This window comes from Hydrogenophaga sp., from assembly GCF_051007235.1.
Classification (GTDB): domain Bacteria; phylum Pseudomonadota; class Gammaproteobacteria; order Burkholderiales; family Burkholderiaceae_C; genus Hydrogenophaga.
In genome coordinates, this window is the sequence record NZ_JBPCSJ010000548.1 from 1 (window position 1) to 6,525 (window position 6,525).

The following is a 6,525-nucleotide window of genomic DNA, read 5'->3' on the forward strand; positions in this document are numbered from 1 at the left end:
TCACCACCGTCAAGGACAGCGTGCTGCGCGAGTTCGGCGAACACAGCGCGGCCGACCTGGCCGAACCGCCGTTGAAGACCGAGCGTCCGGCATCCGAGGTGCGCGCCTGGCAGTTCGCCGTCTGAAGCTTTCCTGTTTTTTTTGAGACATCCATGAACAAGACCCCATCCCCCTCCCTTCAACGCCGGCACTTTGTGAGCGGTCTCGCCGTGGCCGGGCTGGCTGCGCCCTGGCTGGCCCGCGCCCAGTCCGCCCCCGCCAAGGTGGTGCGCATCGGTTCGCCCGACCTGGGCACCGCGGGCAAGCCATCGCCGGGCGGCGGTACGCTGGCCATCGTCCAGGCCAACAAGTGGCTGGAAGAAGAGTTCGCCAAAGACGGCATTGAGTTGCAGTGGAACTTCTTCCGCGGCGCCGGCCCGGCCGTGGCCGAGGCGCTGGCGGCCAAGCAACTCGACATCGTCTCGCTCGGTGACTTGGCCTCGGTGATCCACAGGGCCCGCGGCCTGCCCACGCGCTTCATCGCCGCCACCGGCCGCGGCACCGACAGCTACCTGGCCACCGCGCCGGGCTCGACCATCAGGACCGTTGCCGACCTGCAGGGCAAGAAGGTCAGCGTGCTCAAGGGCACGGCCTACCAGCGCCCGTTCGATAACCTGCTGGCCGCTGCCGGGCTGACCGAGAAGGACGTTAAGCTCATCAACATGGACTGGCCCAGCTCCAAGGCCGCCGTGGTGGCGGGGCAGATCGACGCCACCTTCGGCGGGCCGGACCTGTTCATCCTGCGCGAGAAGGGCGTGAACATCCTGCCGCTGACGCGCGGCAAGGGGCCGGCCTACACCATCAACTCCGGCCTGCTGGCCACGGAGGACTTCCTGGCGGGCAATACCCCGCTGGCGCAGCGCGTGGTCACGCAGCTGGTGCGCGCGGCGGCCTGGGCGTCGCAGGAGGGCAACCGCGACGCGCTCATCAAGCTGTATGCCAGCAACAGCGGCAACCCCGAACTGTCGTTCCGCGAGGAGCTGGCAGGCGATAACCTCAGCGTGCGCTATTCGCCGCTGCTGGACGAAGGTTTCATCGCCAATTACCAGACGGTGCTCAATGACGGACTGCGTCTGGGCCTGATCCGTGGCGAGGGCTTCGACGTGAAGTCCTGGTTCCAGCCGCAGTTCGTGCAGCAGGCGGTGAAAGACCTGAAGCTGGAGAAGGCCTGGCGCGAGACCGGCGCGGACGGCAGGACCAAGGGGACGGCATGAGCGGCGCAGCGAAACGGCCCCACATCGTCTTCATCCTGGCCGACGACCTCGGCTGGGCGGACCTGAGCGTCTACGGGCAGACCCAGTACCAGACACCGCATCTGGACGCGCTGGCCGCCGGCGGTGTGCGCTTCACGCAGGCCTACGCCAACTCGGCGGTGTGCTCGGCCACGCGCTTCGGGCTGATCACCGGTCGCTACCAGTACCGCCTGCGCGGCGGCCTGGAAGAGCCGCTGGTGCGCACCGCCCACCTGCACGGCCTGCCGACCGACCACCCCACGCTGCCCTCGCTGCTGCGCGATGCGGGCTATGAGACGGCGCTGATCGGCAAATGGCACCTGGGCAACCTGCCGAATTTCGGCCCGCTCAAGAGTGGCTACGACCGCTTTTTTGGCAACTACGGCGGCGCCATCGACTACTTCACCCACAAGCCTGGCGTCGGTGCGGCCGTGCCGCGTGACCTCTACGAGGGCGAGGTGCCGGTCGAGCGCGTGGGCTACTACACGCAGTTGCTGGCCGACGAGGCCTCGTCGTGGATCGGCCAGCAGGCCGAAGACAAGCCCTTCTTGCTGTCGTTGCATTTCACCGCGCCACACTGGCCGTGGGTCGGTCCGGAAGACGAACACGTCTCGCGCGACCTCACCGACATCTTTCACTACGACGGCGGCAACCTGCACACCTACGCGAAGATGGTGCGCTCGCTCGACGCCGCGGTAGGGCAGGTGGTGCAGGCGCTCAAGGCCAGGGGCGTCTTCGACAACACCATCGTGATCTTTACCAGCGACAACGGCGGCGAGCGTTTTTCCAAGACCTGGCCCTTCACCGGCCAGAAGACCGAGCTGCTGGAAGGCGGCATCCGCGTGCCGACGCTGCTGTCCTGGCCCGTACGCCTGCAGCCGCAGGTCAGCGAGCAGGTCACCATCACCATGGACTGGCTGCCCACACTGCTGTCGGCCGCCGGCACGGCACCGCACCCCGACTACCCCAGCGACGGCGAGAACATCCTGCCGGTCCTGCAGGGGAAGGTGGCGGTTCACGAACGCCGCCTGTTCTGGCGCTACAAGGCGCAGCGCCAGCGCGCCGCGCGCGAAGGCCGCTTCAAGTACCTGCGCATCAACGACAACGAATTCCTGTTCGACGTCGAAGACGACACGCTGGAGCGCGCCAACCTCAAGGACAAGCACCCAGCCGTGTTCGCCCGCCTGCGCCAGGCCTGGGACGACTGGAACGCGCAGTTCCTGCCGATCACCGACGAGGTGCTGACGCACGGTGTGACGCCCGACATCCAGGCCGATCGCTACGCACCGGAGCGCGCCACGCGGAGCCTGTGAAGGCGGCCGCCGTGCGTGTCTGTCGCGCACGGCCGGTGCCGTGTGCGCACGGGCCGACGGCTGCGTCGCTTAGATGAAATTCAACCAAGCAAATAGATCTTTATTCGTTGGTGATCCGGTCCCCGCTGCCCAGAATCGCGCCCATACCGTCATACACAGGATCTTCAACATGCACTCCGTCATCATCGTTCCCGGCTGGCGCAATTCTGGTCCCTCCCATTGGCAGACTTTGTGGGAAGAGGACCTTCCCAACGCGGTGCGGGTCCAGCAGGACGACTGGATGTTTCCCAACAAGCAGGCCTGGGTGGAGCGACTGACCGAAGCCATCTTCTCGTCGCGCGGCGGACGGGTGTACGTGGTGGCCCACAGCCTGGGTTGCATCGCTACCGCGCACCTTCCGGCCGAAGCCGCGGCGAGGGTGACCGGTGCCCTGCTGGTGGCGCCCGCCGATCCGGAACGCAGGGGGGTGCTGGCCGATTTCGCCCCCGTGCCGCACCAGCGGTTGCCCTACCGCAGCATCGTGGTGGCCAGCAGCAACGACCCGTACTGCCCGGTGCGGCTGGCCGGCGCTTATGCCCGTGCCTGGGGCAGCGAGTTTGTCCGCCTCAACGACGCGGGACACATCAACGAAGCCTCGGGGCATGGCGAATGGCCGCTCGGGCGGGCGTTGCTTTCGTCGCTGGGGGCGACCGCGGCGGCCCAGACCCTGGAGGTGATGGTGGCTTGATTTATTCGAAATTCGAATAAAGAAAGAAAAACAAAGTCGTTTGTGATGGAAGAAGGTCTCCCTACCATGCGATGCATTGCACCTATCGAGATCGCTTTTCCATGAAAAACTCCCTCAAGCTAGCCCTCGGCGCCATCGCTTTCGCCGCCGCTTCCGCCGCTTCGGCCCAGTCCACGCTGCTCAACGTCTCCTACGACGTCGCGCGCGAGTTCTACAAGGACCTGAACACGGCTTTCGTGGCCCAGTACAAGAAGTCCAACGGCAAGGACATCAAGGTTGACCAGTCGCACGCCGGGTCGAGCGCCCAGGCGCGCGCCGTGGCCGATGGTCTGGAAGCCGACGTGGTGACCATGAACACCACCACCGACGTGGACTTCCTGGCCGAGCGTGGCGTGGTCGCCAAGGACTGGCGCCAGAAATTCCCGAACAACGCCGCGCCCACCACGTCCACCATGCTGTTCCTGGTGCGCCAGGGCAACCCCAAGGGCATCAAGGACTGGGACGACCTGATCAAGCCCGGCGTGCAGGTGGTGGTGGTCAACCCCAAGACCGGCGGCAACGGCCGCATGGCCTACCTGGCCGCCTGGGGCCAGGTGCGCGCCAAGGGCGGCACCGACGCGCAGGCCGCCGAGTTCGTGAGCAAGCTCTACAAGAACACGCCGGTGCTGGCCCGTGGCGGTCGTGACGCGACCGGCATCTTCCTGCAACGCAACATTGGCGACGTGCTGGTGACGTTTGAGTCCGAGGTCGTGTCGGTGGACAACGAGTTCGGCAAGGGCCGGGTCGACGCGATCCACCCCAGCGCGTCCATCGTGGCCGAGAACCCTGTCGCCGTGGTCGAGCGCACCGTGGCCAAGAAGGGCACGGCCGCCGACGCCAAGGCCTACCTGGACTTCCTGTACAGCCCCGAAGGCCAGGAGATCGCCGCCCAGCACAACATCCGCCCGCGCAACGAAGCCATCCTGAAGAAGTACGCCAGCGCCTTCAAGCCGATCAAGCTGTTCACCGTCGAGCAGTACTTCGGTTCGCTGGGTGAAGCGCAGAAGGTGCACTTCAACGACGGCGGCCAGTTCGACAAGCTGTATGTCAACAAGTAACACCCCCCTGCGCCGCTGACGCGGCTTCCCCCCGCTCTGGCGCGCCGCTGCGCGGCGCTGGGCAGGGGGACGGTGCGAGTGGCCCGGCGGAGCCGGTTCCACCGCACCCCTGGATCAAGACACTCCGTTCCTCGCAGCCATCTGCTGCAAATCACCTTTCTTGTCATGACCACTGCCACGCTGTCCCCTGCGACGGCTCCTTCTTCCGGTCCTCGCCGCAGCGCGCGCGTGCTGCCGGGCTTCAACCTCACGCTGGGGTACACGGTGCTGTACCTGAGCCTGATCGTGCTGATCCCGCTCTCGGCGCTGGTGTTCAAGACCTTCACCCTGACCTGGCCGCAGTTCTGGGAGGCCGTCACCTCGCCGCGCGTGCTGGCCTCGTACCGCCTGACCTTCGGTGCCTCGTTCATCGCAGCCTGCGTGAACGTGGTGTTCGGCCTGCTGGTGGCCTGGGTGCTGGTGCGCTATCCGTTCCCGGGCAAGAAGATCGTCGACGCGCTGGTGGACCTGCCGTTCGCACTGCCCACCGCCGTGGCGGGCATTTCGCTCACCGCGCTGCTGCCCGGCAACGGCTGGAACGCTACGCTCCTGGAGCCGCACGGCATCCAGCTCGCCTTCAACCCCAACGGCGTGGTGATCGCGCTGATCTTCATCGGACTCCCGTTTGTGGTGCGCACGGTGCAGCCGGTTCTGGAAGACGCCGAGAAAGAGCTGGAAGAGGCCGCGACCTGTCTGGGCGCCACGCGCTGGCAGACCTTCAGCCGCGTGATCTTCCCCAGCATCGCGCCCGCGCTGCTGACCGGCTTTGCCATGGCCTTCGCGCGCGCCGTGGGTGAGTACGGCTCGGTCATCTTCATCGCCGGCAACATGCCCATGGTCTCCGAGATCACGCCGCTGATCATCATCGGCAAGCTGGAGCAGTACGACTACGCCGGTGCCACCGCGGTGGCGACCGTCATGCTGGTCATCTCCTTCATCCTGTTGCTCATCATCAACGGCTTGCAAGGCTGGCAGCGCAAGCGTTCAGCAGGGAACTCCCAATGAGCCAGAACAACGTTAGAAGCGCCCAGCGCGGCACCACCGAAGCGCCCTGGATCCGCTGGACGCTCACCGGCATCGCGCTGGTCTTCATGTTCCTCTTCCTGGTGCTGCCGCTGGCAGCGGTGTTCACCGAGGCCCTGCGCAAGGGCTGGGACGCCTACTGGGAAGCACTCAAGGAACCCGACGCCTGGGCGGCCATCCGCCTGACGCTGCTGACCGCCGCCGTGGCCGTGCCGCTGAACCTGGTGTTCGGCATCGCGGCGGCCTGGTGAATCGCCAAGTACGAGTTCAAGGGCAAGTCCTTCCTGACCACGCTGATCGACCTGCCGTTCTCGGTCTCGCCCGTGGTGGCCGGCCTGATCTACGTGCTGGTGTTTGGTGCCCAGGGCTGGCTCGGTCCGTGGCTGATGGAGCACGACATCAAGATCGTGTTCGCCGTGCCCGGCATCATCCTGGCCACCGTCTTCGTCACCTTCCCCTTCATCGCGCGAGAACTGATCCCGCTGAGGCAGGCCCAGGGCAACGACGAGGAGCAGGCCGCCATCGTGCTGGGCGCCACCGGCTGGCAGACCTTCTGGTATGTCACGCTCCCCAACATCAAGTGGGGCCTGATCTACGGCGTGATCCTGTGCAACGCACGCGCCATGGGCGAGTTCGGTGCGGTGTCGGTGGTCTCGGGTCACATCCGCGGCCAGACCAACACCATGCCGCTGCACATCGAGGTGCTCTACAACGAATACCAGTCGGTGGCCGCGTTCGCCGTCGCCTCGCTGCTGGCCCTGCTGGCCCTGGTCCCGCTGGTGATCAAGAGCGTGGTGGAGTGGCGCCACGAACGTGAGATGAAGGCCATTGCCGAACTGCCGCCCGAGAACCCGAACGCACGGCCTGCGCCAGCCGCCGTGACCACCGCCTGACCCGAACGAGGACGACCACATGAGCATCCAGATCCGCGACGTCAACAAGCACTTCGGCAGCTTCCACGCGCTGAAGAACGTCAATCTCGACATTGGCTCCGGCGAATTGCTGGCGCTGCTGGGCCCGTCGGGCTGCGGCAAGACCACGCTGCTGCGCATCAT

The 6,525-nt window shown here is 66.2% G+C and carries 6 protein-coding genes and 1 pseudogene; all 7 read left to right on the forward strand.

Annotated elements, in window-relative coordinates:
• The first annotated feature begins 152 nt into the window (after positions 1–152).
• Positions 153–1,253 carry an ABC transporter substrate-binding protein gene (locus tag ACR2JA_RS19465; protein WP_434010715.1) on the forward strand — a complete coding sequence of 367 codons (1,101 nt, stop codon included), beginning with the start codon at positions 153–155 and terminating at the stop codon, positions 1,251–1,253.
• Entirely contained in the window at positions 1,250–2,584 is a 1,335-nt protein-coding gene (locus tag ACR2JA_RS19470; RefSeq protein WP_434010716.1) for a sulfatase family protein, read from the forward strand. The genes ACR2JA_RS19465 and ACR2JA_RS19470 overlap by 4 nt, the downstream gene beginning before the upstream one ends.
• 169 nt (positions 2,585–2,753) lie before the next feature.
• Positions 2,754–3,311 carry an RBBP9/YdeN family alpha/beta hydrolase gene (locus ACR2JA_RS19475; RefSeq protein WP_434010719.1) on the forward strand — a complete coding sequence of 186 codons (558 nt, stop codon included), beginning with the start codon at positions 2,754–2,756 and terminating at the stop codon, positions 3,309–3,311.
• Positions 3,312–3,412: 101 nt separating this feature from the next.
• On the forward strand, positions 3,413–4,408 hold the full coding sequence (locus ACR2JA_RS19480) for a sulfate ABC transporter substrate-binding protein (protein WP_434010717.1): 996 nt from the start codon (positions 3,413–3,415) through the stop codon (positions 4,406–4,408).
• A gap of 165 nt (positions 4,409–4,573) precedes the next feature.
• The gene (gene cysT / locus ACR2JA_RS19485) at positions 4,574–5,452 is read left to right on the forward strand and encodes a sulfate ABC transporter permease subunit CysT (RefSeq protein WP_434010718.1); all 879 of its coding nucleotides are present in this window, start codon (positions 4,574–4,576) and stop codon (positions 5,450–5,452) included.
• Positions 5,449–6,363, forward strand: a pseudogene (cysW, locus tag ACR2JA_RS19490) (sulfate ABC transporter permease subunit CysW). Before cysT ends, cysW begins: the two are co-directional and overlap by 4 nt.
• Before the next feature lie 19 nt (positions 6,364–6,382).
• Positions 6,383–6,525 (forward strand): ATP-binding cassette domain-containing protein (locus tag ACR2JA_RS19495; protein ID WP_434010720.1); only part of this gene is annotated, 143 nt, incomplete at its 3' end.